This window comes from Rhodanobacter sp. ANJX3 (assembly GCF_014200755.1).
Taxonomy (GTDB): Bacteria; Pseudomonadota; Gammaproteobacteria; order Xanthomonadales; family Rhodanobacteraceae; genus Rhodanobacter.
Window position 1 is genome coordinate 168,872 of sequence record NZ_JACHCM010000001.1, and the last position, 20,139, is coordinate 189,010.

The window sequence follows — 20,139 nt, forward strand, 5'->3', positions numbered from 1 at the left end:
TAGCTCACATGGCCATAGACATCGGTTCGATCCATTCCAACCTGTCGCTGCTCGACCAAGCCACCGGCGGTTCGGGCCTGCGCGCGGTTTTTCAGCCTATCGTGCGACTGGATTCCATGGCGGTGGTTGCGCACGAGGGGCTGTCCCGCCCAACGAACGGTCTTGGCATACTCGACTTGCTCGATTTGGCCCGTTCCAAAGGACGTCTCGGCGAATTCGAGTTGCTTGCCGCACGTACGGTTTGCACAGCCTTTGCCGCTCAGGACGTCGGTGGCCGGTTGCTTGTCAATCTCAGCGCGCACACCATTCTCCACGGAGGCTTGAAGCCAGACCTGCTTATTGCGGCGCTGTCCGATGCGGGAGTGAGCCTCGACCGGATCACGATCGAAATTACCGAACGCGACATCGTGGAAAATCCAGCGGAGTTGGCGCACGCGCTGGGCTATCTTCGAGCACGGGGAACGCGTATTGCGCTAGACGACTTCGGTAACGGTCACTCCAATTTCGAGATGTGGAATGAACTACATCCCGAGGTGGTGAAGATCGATCGTTATTTGGTCCATGGACTGGCGCATAGCGCCGAAAAGCTTGCCATCGTCCGAGCCCTGTGCAGTGTTGCCGAGACACTGGGTGCCGACCTGGTTGGCGAGGGCGTGGAAGACGCGGAAGACCTACGACTGCTTCGGGAACTCGGTATCTCCTACGCGCAGGGCTTTCTACTGGGTCGGCCCGTTGCCAACGCCGTGATCTCTGCGAGCGGTGAGGCTCGCGAAGCGCTTCGGCAACAAACGGTGCCGGTTCCTCCTCGCCCACGTGGGCCGGTTACCCAAAGGCCGCTGCAGGCGGCTCATCTCGTGATTCTCGCGCCGTCCGTCACGTTGCAGCACACCAACGACGATGTCGCTGCGGTCTTCGCTCAGCATAGCGAGATACACGCCGTGGCCGTCACCGATGGCGAACGCCCGCTGGGCCTGATCAATCGCAGGCTATTTACGGAACGGCTGGCGCAGCCTTTTGCGCGGGAACTGTTCGGTCGTAAGTCTTGCGAGACCTTCATGAACGTGTCCCCCTTGCTGTGCGATGAGAAACAATCCGTCGAGAGCATGGCCGATGTGCTTCGCGGCGAGGACCAGCGTTACCTTACCGATGGATTCATCATTACGCGTAACGGCTGCTATCTCGGTCTGGGCACGGGTGAGTCGCTGGTCAGGCGTGTCACCGAGCTCAGAGTCGAAGCGGCTCGCTACGCCAATCCGCTCACTTTCCTTCCCGGCAATATTCCGGTGACTGAACATATCGAGAGGTTGATGCGCGAGAGGCGCCCATTCGTCGCCGCCTATGTCGATCTCAACGACTTCAAACCGTTCAACGATCATTACGGTTACTTGCGCGGTGACGAAATGATCCGCTTGCTTGCAGCGATTCTCACCGCACGAATCGACTCCGAGCGAGATTTCGTCGGCCACATCGGTGGCGACGATTTCATGCTGCTTTTCCAAAGTGAGCAGTGGCAGTCCATCTGCCGCACCATCATTGCCGAGTTCAATGAGCGCTCGCGCTCCTTGTTCGATGCCGGCGACCTCGATCTAGGCGGCATCCACGGCGAGGATCGCCGTGGCGCCAAACAGTTTTTTCCGTTGACGACGGTATCGATCGGCGCAGTCAACATTCAAACGTCGTTCCCTCGGCGTCCGGAGATGATCGCTACGCTCGCTGCGAGAGCCAAGCGTCGAGCAAAGCGCGAACGCTCGGGTTTCCATGTTCTTTCGGGTTATTCCACGGAATCAACCGAAGCCGCCGAGGGAGCGACGCCGTATTAGAAAGTGCGTTCGCCTCTTACCCAGACCTGACGAACGACGGGTAATCCGTCCATCGCACGCATCCGTACGAGGTCCGCGCGATACCCTGGCGTAAGCTGACCACGATCATGCAGACCCAGCGCCCTGGCCGGATTCAGTGCGACTGTCGCTATGGCGCGTGGCATCGACCATCCTGCATGAGTGTGCAGCATGAACGCACCGTGCAGCAGACTCGCCGGCACGTAGTCGGACGACAGCATATCGAGGCGATCGGCTTTGGCCAGGTCCAAGGCTGAGGCATTGCCCGAGTGCGAGCCGCCGCGCACCACGTTGGGTGCACCCATGACGGTAGTCAGGCCAAGCTTTTTTGCGGCATCGGCAGCTATCAGTGTCGTGGGAAACTCGGAAATAGTCACACCGATGTGCTGTGCATGGGCCACTTGTTCCGCATTGGTATCGTCGTGGCTTGCCAGCACGACATTTCTGCCGCGTGCAAGGTCGAGGACGGCCTTTTCGTGGCGCGCACTGTAGCTGGCTTGTTGATCGACGCGACGCTTCACGACGTCGGCGAACTCCTCTTCGGTCCAGGTCATGTGATTCTTGCTGTAGTACTTTCGGTACTGTTCGATGTCCTGGTACTGGCGTTGTCCCGGTGTGTGATCCATCAGCGACAGTAAGCGAACGCTGCTGTGATTCATCAGCGGCTCCAGCGCCTCGAGCAATCGCGGGTATGCCAGTTCGCAGCGCAGGTGAATCCAGTGATCGGCGCGCAGGGCGCCGCTGGCCTGTCCGGCGAGAATGGCATCGTAGGTGCTACGCAGCGTTTCGATGCGCACGCTTTCTTCTTCAAGATCTCCAACCGACAGCGCATCGAAGACCGTGGTGATGCCAGACGCCACGATTTGCGCATCGTGGGTCAGCACGGCGGAAAGCGCTGGCCAGATCACGCCGGCGCGGGGCATCAGATGTTTTTCCAGATTGTCGGTGTGCAATTCGATCAAGCCGGGTATGACGAAATCGCCATCGCAGTCGATAGCCCCCGGAGCTTGCGTCGATCCCTCGTCCACGAGCCGAATGAGGCCGTTTCGGGCAATCAAGGTGCCGTGCACGACGCTATCGTCGAGCACGATGCGAGCATTGGTCAGAACCAAATCATTCATGGAGAAGTGCCGTTGAGTTGAATTTAAGCGATCGATAGCTGACGCATGGGGAATAGCCGCGTTGCAACGCGATGACGCATGTCGTCGTCGTGGAAGATGCCCAGTACTGCCGTACCGGCCGCGCTCGCTTCCTGCAGCAGTTCGGCGACGACATCGCGGTTGCCGCCGTCGAGCGAGGCCGTCGGCTCGTCCAGCAAAAGCAGCGGACGCGCAACGATCAAGCCGCGAGCGATATTGACCCGCTGCTGTTCCCCGCCGGAGAACGTGCCGGGCGGCAGACGCCAAAGGCGCTCCGGCACATTCAGTCGGCGCAGCAGGGCGCTGGAGCGATCTCGCGCCTCTTCTACGTGTGCACCTGCCTCGACCAACGGACCCGCAACAACATCCAGTGCAGGCACCCTGGGAATGACCCGCAGGAATTGGCTGACATAGCCCAGCGTGCGCCGTCGAACGTCGAGCACCTGATGCGGGGTGGCTTCGGTCAGATCGAGCCAGTCGCCATCGTGGCGCACGCGCACGGTGCCGCGGCTGGTGCGGTAGTTGCCGTAGACCACCCGCAGCAGGCTGCTCTTGCCCGCGCCGGACGGGCCGGAGAGCACCACGCACTCGCCGGCGTGCAGGGTGAGGTCGATATCGCTCAGCACGTCGAGATGCGTATCGTCTTGATGGTGCAGCTCGAACGATTTGCCTAGTCCGCGCAGCTCAAGCATCGGCAACGCGTGGTTGGTCGTAGTGGAAGCGGTCATGTCGTCAGCACCGAGGAAACGAGCAATTGGGTATAGGGGTGTTGCGGATCGTCGAGAATCTGGTCGGTGAGTCCGGTTTCGACCACGCGGCCGCCCTGCATCACCATGGTGCGCGCCGCCAGCAGGCGCGCCACCGCCAGATCGTGCGTAACCATCACCGCGGCCAGTCCCAGCTCGTTCACCAATCGGCGCAGCAGATCGAGAATGCGCGCTTGCACCGAAACATCGAGGCCAGCCGTGGGCTCATCCATAAACACGAGCCGCGGCTGGGTGACGAGGGTGCGGGCAATTTGCAGACGTTGCTGCATACCGCCGGAGAACGATGTCGGTGCATCGTCCACGCGCGCCGGATCAATTTCGACGCGCTCCAGCCAGCCTTTGGCGATAGCGCGCAGCTGGCCGTAGTTGCGCATGCCCTTGGCCATCAATCGTTCGGCCACGTTGGCGCCCGCGCTGACGTTGAGGCGCAGCCCATCGCGCGGGTTCTGCGTGACAAAGCCCCACTCCTCGCGCGCCAGGCGACGGCGACCGGCTTCGTCGAGCTCATTCAAATCCAGCCAGCTGTCGTCCCGCTGGTGGTAACGGACGGAGCCCGAACTGGCAGTCAGCTGTGCCGCCACTGTTTTGAGCAACGTCGATTTGCCCGAGCCGGATTCGCCGACGATGCACAGCAGCTCCCCTGGGTGCAGATCGAAACTGACGTCCTGACATCCGACACGCTGCCCGTAGTGGTGACTGAGCCCTCGGACTTGCAGCAGTGCGCTCATGCCGCCGGCTCCGCGCGACGCTGGCCGCAGTAATCGGTGTCGGAGCAGACGAACAGGCGCGAGCCGCGATCGTCCGTGACGACCTCATCGAGATAACTATCTCCCGATCCGCAGAGCTGGCACTGCTGCTCCCAGCGCTGGATCTCGAAGGGATGATCGTCGAACGCCAGGCTTTCGACGTGCGTATACGGCGGAATCGCATAAAGCCGCTTTTCACGACCCGCACCGAACAGCATGAGCGCAGGCGAGCGGTCGAGCTTGGGATTGTCGAACTTGGGGATGGGCGAGGGCGACGTCAGAAAGCGACCATCGACCAGCACGGGATAATCGTAGCTGGTGGCAATGTGCCCGTATTGCGCGATGTCTTCGTACAGCTTCACGTGCATCAATCCATAGTCGGCCAGGGCATGCAGGGTGCGGGTTTCCGCTTCACGGGGCTCCAGCGTGCGCAGCGGTTCGGGTTCCGGCACCTGGAACACCAGAATCTGATCTTCCCGCAGCGGTGTTTCAGGGATGCGATGACGCGTCTGGATAACGCTCGCCTCGCTCGTGCGTTCGGTTGTCGCCACACCGGTGACCCGCGCAAAAAACCGCCGTATGTTGACGGCGTTGGTGGTGTCGTCGGCCCCCTGATCGATGACCTTGAGCACGTCATCCGGTCCCAGCAGCGCCGCCGTGAGCTGGATGCCGCCGGTGCCCCAGCCGTAGGGCAATGGCATTTCGCGGCTGCCGAACGGCACCTGATAGCCGGGAATGGCGACAGCCTTGAGCAGCGCGCGACGCAGCATGCGCTTGGTGTTTTCGTCGAGAAAAGCGAAGTTGTAGTCCGACGTCATGGCTTGGTCTCCGGAGCGCGCATGTCCTCCGCGGCGTGCTGCCGGGCGTGCTGCTTGCTCAGCGTACGCAGCAGCGACAGCTCGGCCTGAAAGTCCACGTAGTGCGGCAGCTTCAGGTGCTGAACGAAGCCCGAGGCCTCCACGCTGTCCGAATGCGACAGCACGAACTCCTGGTTCTGTGCCGGCGCGACCGACGGCTCACCCAATTCGTCACAGCGCAGCGTGCGATCCACCAGCGCCATCGACATCGCTTTGCGCTCGCCTTCGCCCATGCTCAAGCCATAGCCGCGGGTGAACTGAGGCGCGAGTCCATTGCCACCGTGGAACTGGTTGATCATTTGACACTCGGTCAACGTGATCGAGCCGATCTCGATGGCGAAGCCCAACTCTTCGGGGCAGATCACGACGTCCACTTCGCCCATGCGGATTTCGCCGGCAAAGGGATGGCTTTCGGCATAACCACGCTGGGTCGAGTACGCCATGCCCAGGAGAAAGCCTTCGTCGCCGCGCGCAAGGTTCTGCAGGCGGGTGGCGCGATCGGCGGGAAACATCATCGGATCGCGCGTCAGGTCGATCGGTTCGGGATCGCTGCCGGCATCGGCGCGTTCGATCAGGGCTTCGGCGTCGAGCAGATCCAGTACGCGCGGCATGGCATCGGGCAGCGGCGCGTCGCTCTGCGTGGACGGTTCCGAGGCGACGTTGCCGAACTCCAGCAGGCGCTGGGTGTAATCGTAGGTCGGCCCGAGCACCTGGCCGCCGGGGATATCTTTGAACGTGCCGGAAACGCGCCGACGCACGCGCATCGCGTTGGTATCCAGCGGCCGGGTATAGCCAAAGCGGGGCAGGGTGGTCCGATACGCGCGCAGCAAAAAAATCGCCTCCAGCATGTCGCCGGCCGCCTGACGCATCGCCAGCGCAGCGAGCTCCTCGTCGTACAGCGAGCCTTCCTGCATGACGCGTGCGACGCCCAGCCGCAGCTGCTCGCGTATTTGGTCCAGCGATAGCTCGGGTATGGAGGGGTCACCGCGGCGAGCCTCGGCGAGCAGCTCCAGCGAGCGGCTTATGGCCTGCTCGCCGCCTTTCACAGCAACGTACATTCAATCCTCCAGGACGCGAGTTGTGCGTGGTAACGCAACCATCCGGTCGCCAGCAATAAAGATCAGGTCGACGCCCAATGGCAGCTGTGCATGCATGGCCGTGCGCTGTTGCCAGAACGTAGCGGGCAGGCCTTCGATCATCAGCTGCTCGACATCGCGGATACCGGGTCCGCTGAAGCGCGTGCCGGCGTTATCGGTAAAACCATCGACCTGCACAATCAGGGTGGCGGAGCGATCGGGATAGCGCAGCTCGCCATGGGCAAACAGCGTGAGCGAAGGCATCGTCGCCGGTTCGGTGATCAAGGCGAAATCGGCTTCCATGGCGCTTTGCGTAAGGCGGACACCGGTGTGGAAGCGCAGATGTGTCGCCACCTCATCGTTGGGTTGCTGCAGCCAAAGCGTGGTATCGGCATCGCACAAGGTGAGCAGGGCGGCCATGGTAGCGGGCAGGATCGGCGCCGGCGCTGGCGCCACGACCGGCATGGCGCGTGGCGCTGCCGGGCGCGCCATCGCCTGGAGCAATTCGCGAAAGTTGCGCTGGCTGTCGAAGACGGGGTGAGCAAAGGCAGCAAGCATCATTCGCCCCGCACGACGGTAAAAAATTCCACTTTGCTGGCCGCGGCTTTGCGGCTGGCGGCCTCGCGGCGCAGGGTCAGCGATTTTCGCAGCGGCTCGACCACATGCGCCTGCAGGTGCGCGCGCTGGTTGATATCCTGCATCAACGCATCGGCGCAGGCGGCCAGTTCGGCATGGCGACGGTTGCCGCCGCGGACCCACGCATGCCCGATGCGCTCGCCGATCTGCACGCTGCAGCGGGTCACACTGACCTCACCGAGATTGAACTGCTCGCCGGTACCGCCGACGCGACCGCGCAGCATATACAGGCCGGTCTGCGCAGGGCGCAGCCAGGTCATGCCGTCGAGCGCAGGCGCAAATGCTTCCATCGCTCGCATCAGTTCGTCCGCTTCGGCCTGTGCCAGCAATGACATCCATTGCGCACGCGCCAAGTGGTCACAGGTGTCCATAGCTTGTTCCTCGGCTTGTCACAATTGTCTAGTTATCTATACAGAGCGGGACACACGATCCCGTCGCAGTGCATTCCAGCAGCTCAGCGTGCCGCTGCCATGACGGTGAATAGACAGGTAGGTGCAGTCGTATGAGCGAAGTGGAGCGTGGGCGTGGCGTAGCGCTATGGAGCCAGATTGGCGACATCCTCGCGGACGACATCTTTAAGGGCCGCCTGCGGCAGGGTGACATGCTGCCATCCGCGCAAGAGTTGGCGACCCGGTTTTCCGTCAATCGGCATACGGTTCGTCGGGCGATGGCGGATCTGGAGCAGCGTCATCTGGTGCGTACCGAGCAAGGCCGCGGCAGCTTCGTCCAGGAACACACGCTGGACTATGCCATCAGTTTGCGCACCCGCTTTACGCAGAACATGCGCAATCTAAACGTCGATAACGACATCGAGATCCTGGAAACCGTGCGTGAGATTCCTCCGGCACAAGTATCCGAGGCACTGGGTCTGGGTCGCAACGAATATACCTTCCGTATCGACACCCTGAGCCATGCCGACGGCCACATTATCGACCACTGCACGGCGTATTTCCCCGCGGCACGCTTTCCCGGCCTGCCCGAGATCTACCGCCGCACGCGATCGGTGACGGCGACCCTCAGCGAATTGGGCGTCAACGACTACATGCGCAAACACACCCGCGTCTCGGCGCGGCTGCCCGAGGCGCAAACCGCCCGCCTGATGAAACAGCAGGCCGGTCGCCCGGTGCTGTACGTTCAATCCATCAACGCCGATACGCGTGGCGTGCCGGTGCAGTACGGCATTACGCGGTTCTCCGGCGACTGGGTGCAACTCGTGCTGATGGCGAACGACTGATGCGCTACGCGATTTATTATTGTCCCGGCATCAACACGGCGCTGGAACGTTTGGGGCGCGAGTGGCTGTCGGAGGCACTCAGTCTGCCCGGCATCTGCTCGGAACGACGCCAGGCGCTGCTGGCTGATGCCCGTCGTTACGGCTGGCACGCGACCATCCACGCACCGTTCGCACCGATAAGCGGAGCCAGCTATGGCGACGTGCGATCAGCGGTCACGGCGCTCGCGGAAAACGTCGCCCCGTTCGAATTGACGCTACGACTGGATCGGCTCGCCGGCTTTTTATCGCTGCGCCCCCTCGTTGACGGTATCCCCGAACGTGCGCTCGCTGCGGCCTGCCTCCATACGCTGCAGCCCATTCGCGCATCGCTGTCCGATGAAGGACTGCGGCAGCGCAGTGCCGGCTTGGACAAGGATGAGCTGGCCCTTTTGCAAAAGCATGGCTATCCCTATGTGCTCGATCGCTATCGCTTTCACCTGACCCTGGCGGCACCTGCCGGCGAACTGGAAGAACTCGCCATGCGTAAATGGCTGCAGCCGCGCGTAGCGGCTTTGCCGCCGGCGCGTATCGACGCGCTGGCGATCTGCCGGGAAGCTGATCCCGGTAGCCCGTTCGAATTGCTGGAGCGCGTCGCGCTGCGTTCGGAGCGTGCGCCGTGAAAGAAGGGCGACTCTATTACGTCATGGGGCCATCGGGCGCTGGCAAAGACAGCGTACTGGCCTGGGTCCGTTCGCACGGTGTCTCGCACGATGTGCTTTGTGCGCATCGCTACATCACGCGACCGGCCGATGCCGGCGGCGAAAACCATGTGGCCTTGAGCGAAGCGGAGTTTCGTCTACGCGCCGAGCGCGGCCTCTTCGCGCTGACCTGGCAGGCACACGGCCTTCATTACGGCATCGGCCGCGAAGTGCAGCACTGGCTGGAGCGCGGTGCCCACGTGCTGGTCAATGGATCGCGTGACGCGTACCCGCAGGCATACAAGCGCTTTCCTGCTTTGCAGCCGGTGGTCATTACCGCCAGCCGCGAGACGATCGCCGCACGTCTGGTCGCGCGCGGGCGCGAAAGTGAAGCGTCGATCGCCGAGCGTCTGGCACGCCGCGATGCCTATCATGTACCGGCCGATGCGCTGGTGATTCCCAACGACGGCAGCCTCGTCGACGCCGGAACAGCCTTATTGAATGCTATCAAGTGACCTGGCTGAGCCGAGGGTGTGCGAGATACCGTTGGTGAAACCAGCTAGGCGAGTGTCGGTAACACGCCCGGCATGTCAACACGCCGCGTCTTCGCTTTGAAGTACAGCGCCGACGCCAGTGTGATCAGCATGCCGATACTCGATAGCGCGACCACGGCGCTGGCATAGAACGCCGCCCACGATAAATGCACGCCGCTGAATTCCTTGAACAGAATGATCGCGACGCTGCCCATGTATCCACTGGCATCGGAGATATACATGATGAAACCGACGTTGCCAGCCACCTGAAAGGTGGCCAGCATGCGCTCGAAGAACGTGCAGTTGTATGGCACGTAGGCGAGATACAGGCCGAAGCCGCTACCGCCGACCCACCACACGGGATCGAGCATGCCCATGCCGTGTAGCCAGGTGGTTATCAAGGCGATCGCGAAACCACCGAAAATCATCACGTGGTTGAGCATCAGCGCCTTGAAATTGTCGCGTACGGCCATGGTGCATGCGGTAATCAGCAGCACGGCGATGGCGATCGGCACTTCAGTCTGAGTGAATACGGCCGCGCTGTTGCCGCGGCCAAGGTCGGCCCAGATCTCGGCCGCGAAATTGTCGCGAAAATCGCGCATGACGGTCAGTGCGATGTATGCCATCACGATCATGATCACGGCGGGCAGAAACTTAGCCAGAAAGGCGCGGCGGCTTTGTGCGTCCATCGGCGTGCGGGCGTTGCGCGCGGCCATATCCTCGGCGCTCGGCGCAGGCAGGCGTTCGAGTACCCACGTCGCCAGACAGAGCGGCGGCACAAAGACCATGCCGGTGGCGAACGGCATCCAGAATTCGCTGACTCCGTATCGCACCATCAGATACTTGCCCACGGTTTTCACGACTCCGGACGCCACGATAAAGCTGGCGCACATGAAAGCGCTCATCAGTTCGGTGCCGCGGCGGCCTTCGATGTATCCGAATATGACACCCCACACCATGCCGAGCGGCAATCCGTTAAGAAACAGGCAGGCGATATTCCACGGTGCGGGAATCAACGCAAAACCCAGCAGCGCGAGCCACGAAAAACCGATCAATCCGGCCAGCGCACGAGCACGATGGTTTCGTTGCATCGCGGCGATCCAGGTGATGCCACGCACTTTGCTCAGCATGTAGCCGAAGACCTGGGCGATGACCAACCAGACCTTGTAGTCAACGCCGGCGAAATGCAGTCCGGTGAATTCCGCCGCGGTAAACGGTTTGCGAAACGCATACATCGAGGCGTACGCCAAAAAGGCGGCACCGCCTGCAAGCAGGTTGATCGCCATCCGATGGCGATAGGGGCCAGAGGACCAGGAAGCAAGAGGCATAAAGACAAACCACGGAGGGATGCCCCGCATGGTGTGGCCGCTAGATGACAGCGATGTGGCGTTGTCTAGGCCGGTCTGTCGGCCTGGCGGAAGATCGTTTTTCTCAACGGCCAGCACAAAAGCGCTCGCACTAGACAACCCTGCCTACGGATCCATTTCTTGGCAATCGGTTGAAACGTCTTTGCGCTCTGCTAGCACCGTACCAGGGTAGCAACGGCATATTCCACCTGATCGGGAGAGCGACGTGAGCGAGATCAACGACATCAAGCGCCGGAAGTTCTTGAAAATGACGGTTGGCGCAGCGGGTGGACTGACCTTCATGTCCATGCTGCCGCCGGCTATTCGCGACGCGTTGGCCACGCCGGCCGCCACGGTCACTGGCACCATCAACGACGTGCAGCACGTGGTGATCTTTATGCAGGAAAACCGTTCGTTCGATCACTATTACGGTAGTCGACCGGGCGTACGCGGGTTCAACGATCCTATCCCTGCACCGCTCCCGAGCACCACGCTCACCGCCAACAACGTTTGGCAGCAGCCCAGCACCGCCAATTCAGCCGGTTACACGGTGCCGTTCCACATGGATACCACAACGACCAACGCCACCTGCGTGAGCGCGTCGGCCATGGGTTTTACCGTCGATACGGAAATCGTCAATGGCGGCAAGTTCAACGCCTGGAATACGGCACGAACCGCGGGTCTTGGCATGGGTTTCTTCGATCGCGCCGCCCTTCCGTTTTACTACGCGCTGGCCGATCACTTCACGATGTGCGATCAGTATTATTGCTCGACCCTGACCAACACCAACCCCAATCGTCTCTTCCTGTTTACTGGCACCAATGGCCTCTCGGTAAGCCAGTCCCCTGTGTTGGACGACACCGAGTCGAGTTCTGGCTGGACCTGGACAACCTATGCCGAACGCCTGCAGGCGGCTGGCGTCAGCTGGAAGGTGTATCAAGAAGCCGATAACTTCGACGACAACGCGCTGGCGTGGTTTGCCAATTTCAAGAACGCGGCGACCAGTTCCGCCCTGTACAAGCAGGGCATGGCGAAGGTGACCGATATCGTCGCCGCTTTTCAGAACGACGTGATCAACAACACCTTGCCGCAGGTCTCGTGGATCATTGCGCCAAGCACTTTGTCGGAACATCCGAGCTATCAACCCGCCGATGGTGAAGATCTGTCCGCTCGTTTGATCAGCGCACTAGTCTCCAACGCCAGCGTGTATGCAAAAACCGTCTTCATTCTCAATTACGACGAGAACGGCGGTTTTTACGATCACATGCCACCGCCGTGCCCGCCGTCCAGTATCCAGGGCGGCTCGTCCACCGTCAGTACGGCTGGCGAACTCACCACGGTGAACGAATCGGGCAGCACGATCGGCTCGTCGCCGATCGGTCTGGGCTTTCGCGTACCGATGATCATCGTTTCGCCGTGGACTTACGGTGGGCGAGTGTGTTCGCAAGTGTTCGATCACACCTCGGTACTGCAGTTTCTCGAGCAGCGCTTTGCGGTCAAGGAAACCAACATCAGTGCGTGGCGACGCGCGGTCTGTGGTGACCTCACCTCAGCATTCAATTTCAGTGGCGACAACACCACCTGGCCGAGTCTTCCCTCGACCAGCAACTACGTTTCAGTCGAGCAATGAATGCTCGACGCTGCCGGCGCCCACCGTACCGACCAAGCAAACCATGCCTGCGAGCGAGTCGGGTACGTATCCGGCATGCGCGCTTCCGTATGTTCTGGATGCACAGGGCAACATCAATACCTCGGCCAATCAGTTCGACGTCAGCTTCATCAACACGGGCACGGTGGGCGCGGTGTTTCAGGTCTACGCTCTCAATCGCAGCAGTTATTCGGGGCCTTGGACCTATACGGTGGAAGCCAACAAGTCGCTGTCCGATTACTGGAACGGCAGCGTATTCGGCAGCGGCGTGTATGCGCTTCAAGCCCATGGCCCCAATGGCTTCCTGCGAAGCTGGCAGGGCAGTGCCCAGACGGCATCGGTCATGCCTGAAACAAAGATCACCTACAACCCTACGGGCAACAGCATTCAATTGACCATGACGAATGCGGGAACCACCAGCTGCACGATGACCGTGACCAACGGTTACAACAACGAAGATGTTCGCATGTACACGATCAAAGCCGGCGGCAGCGTCAGCGACACCTGGAATATCGGCAGCAACGCCAACTGGTATGACCTTAAAGCGACAGTCTCCGGCCTAGGCAACTGGCTGCGGCGTCTGGCAGGGCATATGGAAAACGGTTTGGGCAGCACCACCGAACCGCCTCACTGAATCCAGCGGCGGTATCGGCGACAGCTCGCGCTGCGCCGCGTAAGTTCATGCACGCGTATCGTAATAACGCGGCGCAAATCACGCGAAAAATCGAACGAATTTAGAGGCACTAGATAGGTGGCCATACCTGTCGCATAGACGCAGCCGCATTGAAATATCCGCACAACATTTACGCAATCAGATTCCGCTCCAATGCATGTCGCCGTCATCCGTAAGGCGCGCCCAGGGGAACACTTGAATATCTCGTCTCTGCTTGGGGAGCTTTACGACGTTAGTGCGCGCTCCAGGATGCTTCGCGCGACTTGCCGCTGCCAGTTTCCGATCAAACCAAGAGTCCACAAGCACGAATGCGGTCTGCGTCGATATCTGCGCCATCGCTGGCTGAGTTCGCTGCGTTGTGACACGCCGCCTTAGACCATCTGGAGAGAACCTTGAAAGTCAATAAAATAGCCTTCGCGGTGTTGACTGCGCTCGTCGCAGGTCGCGCGTCTCATGCCGCTGAAGACAACACCCCATCACCCAACAGCGCACCGACCGTCGCCGCGCTCAACGCAACGTCCCCTGCGGCAAGCTCAAGCGCAGCGGCACCAGCGAACGCGAACACGCTGCAGACGATCAACGTCACTGCGCAACACACCACCCAGGACATCCAGTCCGTACCGATTACGATTCAGGCCTTCTCCGGCACAACGCTGCAGCAGTTGAACACCACGTCGTTCAGTGACTTGATCAAATACCTGCCCAACGTGACCTTCGCCGCGAACGGCCCGGGCCAGGGCAATATCTATATGCGCGGTCTGAGCACCGGCTTCCTCGGCAACCAGTCCAGCGCGACTATCGCACCGTTCCCGAACGTGGCCGTCTACCTGGACGATCAGTCCATGCAGTTCCCGGCGCGTAACCTCGATATCTACATGGTGGATATGGAACGCGTCGAAGTGCTCGAGGGTCCGCAGGGCACCTTGTTCGGCGGCGGCGCTGAAGCGGGCGCCGTGCGCTACATCACCAACAAGCCGAATCTCGACAAGGTCAGCGGCAGCGCCGAAGCCAGCACCAGTGTGACCGCTGGTGGCGCTCCGAACAATTCGGCGAACGTGGTGCTGAATCTGCCAATCATTCCAGGCACGTTCGCTTTGCGTGGCGTGATCTACAACGATCATCAAGGTGGTTACATCGACAACGTGCCCAGCACGTTCACCCGTCAGCCTACCGACGGCGGCGGTGTGATGGCTCCCTACATCGCCGCTGGCGGCACCTCGGTTTTCAACAATTATTCCGTGGCACAGAACAACTGGAATCCGGTCGATACCCAAGGGGCGCGACTGTCCGGTCTATGGCAGATCAACGAGAACTGGAACCTGCTGATCGCCGAAAGCTACCAAAACCTGGACGCCAAGGGGCAGGCCTCGACCTATCCGATCGGCGCAGACGGCCAGAAGCTGGGTACCGACCAGATCACCGCCTTCGTGCCGGCCTGGAACAATGACCATGACACCAACACCGCCTGGACGTTGAACGGGCAGGTCGGCGATCTCGCGGTCGTATACACCGGTGGCTACACCAATCGCCGCATCAGCGAGCAGCAGGACTACACCAACTACTCGCGCAGCGCAGGTGGCATCTACTACCAATGCACCGGTACTTCCGCGGGTATTTCCAGCGCTGGCAAGCCGACTTGCTATTCGCCGGAAGGCTATTGGAACGACCATGTCACCAGCACGCATCAGAGCCACGAGCTGCGGTTCAGCACACCGGAAGACTATCGCTTGCGCGCCATCGGCGGTCTGTACTACGAAGACTTCAATATCGACGACCACATGCGGTTCAACTACATCACGATTCCGTCGTGTACGCCGCAAAACCTCGCCACTGCCCTGGGCGGTGGAAACCCCTGCGTCGCCGTGGCGGAGTCCTCTCCGGGTGTCACGCTCCCCGCCGGCACGGCTTTCGGTGAAAATGCGAAGCGCGGTTACAAGCAGGAGGCAGCGTTCGGTTCGTTGTCATATGACATTATCCCCGATGTCCTGACGGCCACCGCCGGCACGCGCTATTACCACTACTCCGAATACGAGACCGGCACGGAGTTCTATACCACCAGCGCCCAGGTGAACGTCCCCAATGGTACCTACGTCGGCGACGACACGGTGATCAATTCCCATACCACGTATAACGGGTTCAAGAGCAATGCGAATCTGACGTGGCACATCACGCCGGATGCGATGGTGTATTACACCTTCTCGCAGGGCTTCCGCCCGGGTGGTTTCAACCGCACGACCTCGGACGTTGCCAAACTCGACGGCAATCCGCAGTACAGGAAGCCGATCAGCTACGCGCCCGATACGCTGACCAACAACGAAATCGGTTTCAAAACCGAGTTTCTCGATAACCGCCTGCTTCTCAACGGCTCACTGTATGACATGCGCTGGGACAATGTGCAGCAGCAGTTCTTCAACCCGTTGGTGCTGGGCAACACCACGTTCGCGGTCAACGGGCCAAATTACAAGATACAAGGCTTAGAGCTGCAATTTCAGGCGCGCATTGCCGATGGCCTGTCCCTCATCGGCTCCGGTTCGCTCAACCATGCCAAACAGACCAACTCACCGTGCTTGGTCAACAATATTCCGGGGTCGGCCGGTTATAACTCGTGCATCGTGGAAACCGGAGCCATTGGCGCCGAGACGCCGTTCGCTAACCCCTTCGGTGAGGTGGGCAGCACGCCGGCGTTCTCGCCCCGTTCGCAGCTCAACATGCGCTTGCGTTACGACTGGGAGTTCAACGGCGGCTATAAGGCGTTCTGGCAGATCGGGGCAAACCGCACAGGTTCGATGTACAACCAGCCGGCGACCTATCCCAGCGGCGCAGGCGTGACGGACATCACCACGGTGGAGCTGCGCTATCTGCAGGCTGGTTACAATACCGTCGACGCATCGGTGGGTGTGGCCAAGGACAGCTGGAGCGCTTCGCTTTACGGCACCAACCTCAGCAACAGCCATGCGAGCGTGTTTACATCCTCGGCCCAGTTCATCGAGTCGCAGGTACCCATCCATCCGCGCGTCATCGGTCTGAAGGTGGGTTACAAGTTCTAAACGAGTCGCGTCGCGCGAAGTCGATGCACATAGAATGGGGGGCGGTCTTCAAGGCTGCCCCCATTTTCTTAATGGTTTTTCTTAGTCACCATGAACGCTACGGCAACCGATCCAGCTCTCTCGCCGTTGGAGCTTCAAATCCAGCGCATCCATCAGCTGCACCTGGACGGACAGTACGCGCCCGCTCTGCAGGCGGCACAGGCGTTGCTGATCGAGGCGCCGGACCGATACGAGGTGCTCTATCTCGTCGCCCGCAACCAACGGTATCTGGGACAGATCGACGCCGCGTTGCAAACGCTGGCTCGCATGGAACAGCAACATCCTCATTACAGTCGTATGTACGAGGAGCGCGGCCACTGCTACGTGGTGTTACGCGATGCGCCGCGCGCGGTCGATGCGCTGCTGCGCGCGGTCAACATCAACCCGGCGCTGCCTTCGAGCTGGAACCTGCTCGAAGGCCTTTACCGCATGACGGGCGATACAGCCAACGCGGCGAGCGCCGCCGCGCATGTCGCCACGCTCAAGCGCCTGGCGCCCGATGTCGTGCGCGCGACCAGTCATTTTTCGGACGGCGAACTTGAACCTGCCGAACAAATCATTCGCGCCTATTTACTCAAGGCCGGCAACGATGTCGAGGCCATGCGCTTGCTCGCGCGTATCGGTCTTGCGCGCGAGGTACTGGACGATGCCGAAATACTGCTGGAGGCCGTGCTGAAGATCGCGCCGAATTACCGAGCGGCGCGTTACGACTATGCTTCCGTGCTGCTCGAGCGGCACCTGTATCAACGTGCCGGCGAAGAGGCCGAGAAGCTGCTTGCGATCGAACCGGATAATGTCGATTACCGCGCGCTATACGCCAGCGCCAGCGTCGGGCTGGGTGAACACGAGCGCGCCATCATGCTTTATCAGAAGCTCGTGCAGGAGCTGCCCGGCACGGCCGATTTTCATCTGTCGCTCGCGCATTCGCTGAAAACGCAGGGACGGCGGGCGGAGTCGATCGAAGCCTATCGCGCTGCCGCGACGGCTCGTCCCGATTTCGGCGACGCTTACTGGAGTTTGGCCAACCTCAAAACGTATCGCTTCAGCGATGAGGAGATCGCCCACATGCGCGCAGCGGAAGCCGCGCCGGCAACGCAAGTCGTGGATCGGTATCATCTGTGCTTCGCACTCGGCAAAGCGTTCGAGGATCGCGGTGATCATGCCGAATCGTGGCGTTATTACTGCCAAGGCAACGCGCTCAAACGATCCGAGAGCCAATACCGTGCCGAGATTATCGAAACCAATACGCGCCGCCAGATCGACGTCTGCACCCAGGCGTTCTTTGCCAGCCGCAAGGGTGCCGGCGATCAGCGCCGGGACCCGATCTTCATCGTCGGGCTGCCGCGCGCCGGTTCCACCCTGATCGAGCAGATACTGGCATCTCATTCGCGCGTCGAAGGTACCCATGAACTGGGCGAGATTCCGCGCATGGTGCTCGACCTGCAGGGACGGGAACTCGACCTCGACAACCCGCGTTATCCGGGCGTCCTGGCCGATCTGCCGCCCCAGGAGTTTCTGCGGCTTGGCGAAAAGTACCTGAGCGAGACGCGCATCTATCGCGGAGACAAACCGTACTTCATCGACAAGATGCCGAACAACTTCCGGCATATCGGCCTGATCCATCTGATTCTGCCCAACGCGAAAATCATCGATGCGCGGCGTGAACCCATGGCCTGCTGTTTCAGCAATTTGAAGCAGCTATTTGCCAATGGCCAGGAATTCACCTACAGCGTCGAAGACATCGCGCGCTATTATCGGACTTACCTGGAGCTGATGCACCACTGGGACGACGTGCTTCCCGGTCGGGTGCTTCGGGTCCATCATGAAAGCGTCGTCGACGATCTGGAAAGCAACGTGCGCCGAATCCTCGATTTCTGCGGGCTGGGATTCGAGCCCGCCTGCCTCGAGTTCTACAAGACCGAGCGTAGCGTACGCACGGCCAGTTCGGAACAAGTGCGCCAGCCGATCTTTCGCGATGGCGTTGACCGGTGGACGAACTATGAGCCCTGGTTGGATCCCCTGAAAGAGGCGCTCGGGGATTCGTCAGTGCGTTATCGCTAGCAAAGACGCGGGACAACGGATTCGATATGTCCCGCATCGGAGCACGATCGGCGGGCATCGCGAAAAAGCTCTATTCCAGATTGAGAGCGATCGCCGGAATATCCGCATTGTGCGTCATCGTCTTGAGGGCAGGGGAGGCGAGTCGCCCGTTGCCATCAAAGAGCGTTTGACGTGACGGCGCTTGCCCGCCACGCGCTATGAGGTCTTCTTACCAAAGAATTCCGTCGATCGGCTTCACCGGCTCCAGTGCGTGCGTTTCGCCAAGACTGTCGCGCAGGTCGATTTCGATGCTGCGAGTCAGCGTCGTAAGCGGGACGTCGTCTTCGGCATTTTCGAACGGATTTTGAATATCGTTGCCGATCTGCAGCAGTACCAAGAACAGGAAGCCGGCCACCGTAGAACCGAGCGGTGTGTAGATGCCCAGCGACTCGACCAGACCGATCGGTAGCAACAGGCAAAAGCCGTGCGTGAAGATGGTCGGGTAGGTCGCGTACTGCTGCGGTAGGGGCGTGTTCTTGATCCGCTCCATGCCGCCCTGCGCGTTGGATATGTCGGACAGCGTCCGTGCGATCGCGGCGAGCAATATCGGGTCGAGGCGGCTTTCGGCGATCCGTTGCGCCGTACGCACATGGATGGCGTTGGGCACGTTGGCGACGCTGCGGAGCGATTCGATTTCTTCGGTCGAGAGACGCGCGGACAAGTCGTCCCACGGCGGTTGCCTACGCAGGTGCAGGCGCAGCGCGTGCACGTAAGCCACCTGCCGGCGGACGATGGTGGCCGCCGTCTCGCGATCCGTTATCAACGTGAGTGCTTCGCGGGCCAGCGTGCGCGAGGCGTTGACCATCGCCCCCCACAGGGTGCGCGCTTCCCACCACCGCGCGTACGCGGTGGTATTGCGGAAGCTGAGGTATAGCGCTACCGCCGAACCGAGCAAGGCCAGGGGCAGCGCGGGGAAACCTAGCCAGTTCGCGGGGATGAAATACCAGACCACGGTGACCACCACGTCCCACGCGAACAGGATACCCAGCGGTCGCCCCACGTAACGCAGGATATGTCCGAGGTGCGCGCGACCGGGCAGGATCATTTGTCTTGCTCGCGCTGGATCGCTTCGGTCAGCGGAACGAAGCGGTTGTGCTGTTCGTCGAGTACCGCGATCTGGCCGTCGCCGATATCGTAGACCCAGCCTTGTAGCTTCAGCGCGCCATTGGCGAGCGCTGCGGCCACGGCCGGGTGCGTGCGCAGATGGGTGAGCTGCAGGCGGACGTTTTCTTCGATCAGTGCCAGCACGGCCTCGTTGCCTTCGAGCTTGCGTGTGAACATGGCGCTTTTGGCGGCCTGCGCGTTACGCAGCCAGGCCTCGACGGTAGGCATGTCTTTCGTGGAGTCGGGATTGAGCAGGCCTTTCATCGCGCCGCAGTCGGTGTGTCCGCAGACCACGACATGGCGCACGCCAAGCACCATCACGGCATATTCGACGACGGCGGATACGCCACCCAGCATTTCACCGTAACCGGGCACGATGTTGCCGATATTGCGACAGACGAAGAGTTCGCCCGGCTGGGTCTGGGTGATCATCTCGGGAACGACGCGAGAATCCGCGCAAGTGATGAACAAGGTATGTGGGGTCTGCCCCCCGGCCAGTTCGCTGAACAGCTGGCGGCTCTCGGGGAAGACTTTCTGACTGAAGTTTTCGACGCCTCGCAGCAGGCTGAGGAGACTATCGTCATGCGGGATATTGGGGGTCATACGATTGCCTTGGGAAAGAGGCCTGCGCGGGCGCGCGAGGCAGCGGGAACCGTAGTTTAAGACAACGCCGAACGCT

General features: G+C 60.9%; 18 protein-coding genes. 8 read left to right on the top strand and 10 right to left on the bottom strand.

Annotation, left to right across the window (positions count from 1 at the left end):
* Positions 1-8 precede the first annotated feature (8 nt).
* Positions 9-1,820 (top strand): EAL domain-containing protein, encoded by a 1,812-nt coding sequence (locus tag HDE76_RS00655; RefSeq protein WP_184504780.1) that lies wholly within the window; start codon positions 9-11, stop codon positions 1,818-1,820.
* Here HDE76_RS00655 and HDE76_RS00660 read toward each other — a convergent pair.
* From HDE76_RS00660 to phnG, 7 genes are read right to left on the bottom strand one after another with little or no spacing between them, the layout of a single operon-like run.
* Positions 1,817-2,959, bottom strand: coding sequence for an alpha-D-ribose 1-methylphosphonate 5-triphosphate diphosphatase (locus HDE76_RS00660; RefSeq protein ID WP_184504782.1), 1,143 nt, complete (start codon positions 2,957-2,959; stop codon positions 1,817-1,819). The genes HDE76_RS00655 and HDE76_RS00660 overlap by 4 nt on opposite strands.
* Positions 2,960-2,982: 23 nt before the next feature.
* Complete coding sequence (gene phnL, locus HDE76_RS00665) at positions 2,983-3,705, bottom strand: phosphonate C-P lyase system protein PhnL (protein ID WP_184504784.1); 723 nt, start codon at positions 3,703-3,705, stop codon at positions 2,983-2,985.
* Positions 3,702-4,472: a phosphonate C-P lyase system protein PhnK gene (gene phnK / locus HDE76_RS00670; protein WP_179482908.1), complete on the bottom strand. Its 771-nt coding sequence runs from the start codon at positions 4,470-4,472 to the stop codon at positions 3,702-3,704. The genes phnL and phnK overlap by 4 nt, the downstream gene beginning before the upstream one ends.
* Entirely contained in the window at positions 4,469-5,308 is an 840-nt protein-coding gene (locus HDE76_RS00675; RefSeq protein ID WP_179482910.1) for an alpha-D-ribose 1-methylphosphonate 5-phosphate C-P-lyase PhnJ, read from the bottom strand. The genes phnK and HDE76_RS00675 overlap by 4 nt, the downstream gene beginning before the upstream one ends.
* A complete protein-coding gene (locus HDE76_RS00680; RefSeq protein ID WP_184504786.1) occupies positions 5,305-6,405 on the bottom strand; it encodes a carbon-phosphorus lyase complex subunit PhnI in 1,101 nt (366 codons plus the stop codon). Before HDE76_RS00680 ends, HDE76_RS00675 begins: the two co-directional genes overlap by 4 nt.
* Positions 6,406-6,981: a phosphonate C-P lyase system protein PhnH gene (gene phnH / locus HDE76_RS00685; RefSeq protein WP_184504788.1), complete on the bottom strand. Its 576-nt coding sequence runs from the start codon at positions 6,979-6,981 to the stop codon at positions 6,406-6,408.
* Positions 6,981-7,430: a phosphonate C-P lyase system protein PhnG gene (phnG, locus tag HDE76_RS00690; protein WP_184504789.1), complete on the bottom strand. Its 450-nt coding sequence runs from the start codon at positions 7,428-7,430 to the stop codon at positions 6,981-6,983. The genes phnH and phnG overlap by 1 nt, the downstream gene beginning before the upstream one ends.
* Positions 7,431-7,561: 131 nt before the next feature.
* Between phnG and phnF the strand changes: the two genes are divergently transcribed.
* From phnF to phnN, 3 genes are read left to right on the top strand one after another with little or no spacing between them, the layout of a single operon-like run.
* Positions 7,562-8,293 carry a phosphonate metabolism transcriptional regulator PhnF gene (gene phnF, locus HDE76_RS00695; protein WP_184504791.1) on the top strand — a complete coding sequence of 244 codons (732 nt, stop codon included), beginning with the start codon at positions 7,562-7,564 and terminating at the stop codon, positions 8,291-8,293.
* Positions 8,293-8,952 (top strand): DUF1045 domain-containing protein, encoded by a 660-nt coding sequence (locus HDE76_RS00700; RefSeq protein ID WP_184504793.1) that lies wholly within the window; start codon positions 8,293-8,295, stop codon positions 8,950-8,952. Before phnF ends, HDE76_RS00700 begins: the two co-directional genes overlap by 1 nt.
* Positions 8,949-9,485, top strand: coding sequence for a phosphonate metabolism protein/1,5-bisphosphokinase (PRPP-forming) PhnN (phnN, locus tag HDE76_RS00705; protein WP_179482919.1), 537 nt, complete (start codon positions 8,949-8,951; stop codon positions 9,483-9,485). The genes HDE76_RS00700 and phnN overlap by 4 nt, the downstream gene beginning before the upstream one ends.
* Positions 9,486-9,529: 44 nt before the next feature.
* On the opposite strand, the gene HDE76_RS00710 is transcribed toward phnN, so the two are convergent.
* Positions 9,530-10,831 (bottom strand): DUF5690 family protein, encoded by a 1,302-nt coding sequence (locus HDE76_RS00710; protein WP_221262222.1) that lies wholly within the window; start codon positions 10,829-10,831, stop codon positions 9,530-9,532.
* 244 nt (positions 10,832-11,075) lie between these two features.
* Between HDE76_RS00710 and HDE76_RS00715 the strand changes: the two genes are divergently transcribed.
* The 4 genes from HDE76_RS00715 (at position 11,076) to HDE76_RS00730 (ending at position 18,317) form a co-directional block, all read left to right on the top strand.
* On the top strand, positions 11,076-12,479 hold the full coding sequence (locus HDE76_RS00715; RefSeq protein WP_184504795.1) for a phospholipase C, phosphocholine-specific: 1,404 nt from the start codon (positions 11,076-11,078) through the stop codon (positions 12,477-12,479).
* A 43-nt stretch (positions 12,480-12,522) separates the two neighbouring features.
* Positions 12,523-13,131, top strand: a complete 609-nt coding sequence (locus tag HDE76_RS00720) for a phospholipase domain-containing protein (RefSeq protein WP_184504797.1) — start codon at positions 12,523-12,525, stop codon at positions 13,129-13,131.
* A 431-nt stretch (positions 13,132-13,562) separates the two neighbouring features.
* Positions 13,563-16,217, top strand: coding sequence for a TonB-dependent receptor (locus HDE76_RS00725; protein WP_184504799.1), 2,655 nt, complete (start codon positions 13,563-13,565; stop codon positions 16,215-16,217).
* Between the two features lie 90 nt (positions 16,218-16,307).
* On the top strand, positions 16,308-18,317 hold the full coding sequence (locus tag HDE76_RS00730; RefSeq protein ID WP_184504801.1) for a tetratricopeptide repeat-containing sulfotransferase family protein: 2,010 nt from the start codon (positions 16,308-16,310) through the stop codon (positions 18,315-18,317).
* Positions 18,318-18,525: 208 nt separating this feature from the next.
* On the opposite strand, the gene HDE76_RS00735 is transcribed toward HDE76_RS00730, so the two are convergent.
* Positions 18,526-19,401: a bestrophin family ion channel gene (locus HDE76_RS00735; RefSeq protein WP_184504803.1), complete on the bottom strand. Its 876-nt coding sequence runs from the start codon at positions 19,399-19,401 to the stop codon at positions 18,526-18,528.
* Entirely contained in the window at positions 19,398-20,063 is a 666-nt protein-coding gene (locus HDE76_RS00740; RefSeq protein ID WP_179482929.1) for a carbonic anhydrase, read from the bottom strand. The genes HDE76_RS00735 and HDE76_RS00740 overlap by 4 nt, the downstream gene beginning before the upstream one ends.
* Between the last annotated feature and the right edge of the window lie 76 nt (positions 20,064-20,139).